Annotated in this window: 1 pseudogene; it reads left to right on the top strand. The window is 44.6% G+C overall.

The window, feature by feature from the left end:
- Positions 1-704, top strand: a pseudogene (locus tag R7O13_RS27070) (type VI secretion system ATPase TssH); the annotation flags it as partial.

Below are 704 nucleotides of genomic sequence, written 5' to 3'. Positions count from 1 at the left end.
GGTCAAGCGAGACAAGGTGATGCTGCAGATATAGTGAAACCAGCGTTGGCCCGAGGAGAGTTACGGACCATCGCTGCAACTACTTGGGCTGAGTACAAAAAATATTTTGAAAAAGATGCTGCGTTAACGAGGCGCTTCCAGGTTGTGAAAGTAGACGAGCCGACTCCTGAGTTAGCGGTAGATATGCTTAGAGGCTTGGTTAACATCATGGGGCAACATCATGATGTCTATATCACAAGCCAAGCACTGAATGCTGCGGTACAACTTTCTGCTCGCTACATTAACGGACGCCAACTGCCAGATAAAGCAGTATCGGTATTAGATACAGCATGTTCGCGTGTTGCATTGAGCCAATCTGCCACGCCGGGCGCGTTGGATAGCAAAAAGAAAAAGCTAAACATCAAAGAAGCTGAGTTTCAACAACTTACCAAAGAGGCTCAATTGGGCGTAAGTCACGATGAACTGCTTAATAATATTCGGTATGAGATCGATGAGTTATCTAATCAAGTCATAGAATTAGAGGCAATTTGGGAACAAGAAAAGCAGTGGGTTCAAGAAGCTAAGTCGTTGAGAGCTAGGGTGATAGAAGAGAATGCCGACTGTGACAAAGAGCGATTACAGGAAATCGAATCGAACTTAGCTCTCAACGCCCAACCTTTAGTCTTTTCTCATGTGAATGAATCTTTGATTGCTGAGGTGAAGAT

The sequence above is a fragment of the Vibrio sp. Y176 genome, assembly GCF_033438945.1.
The sequence above is the reverse complement of the archived record's forward strand: the minus strand, read 5'-3'. Positions and strand labels throughout refer to the sequence as shown.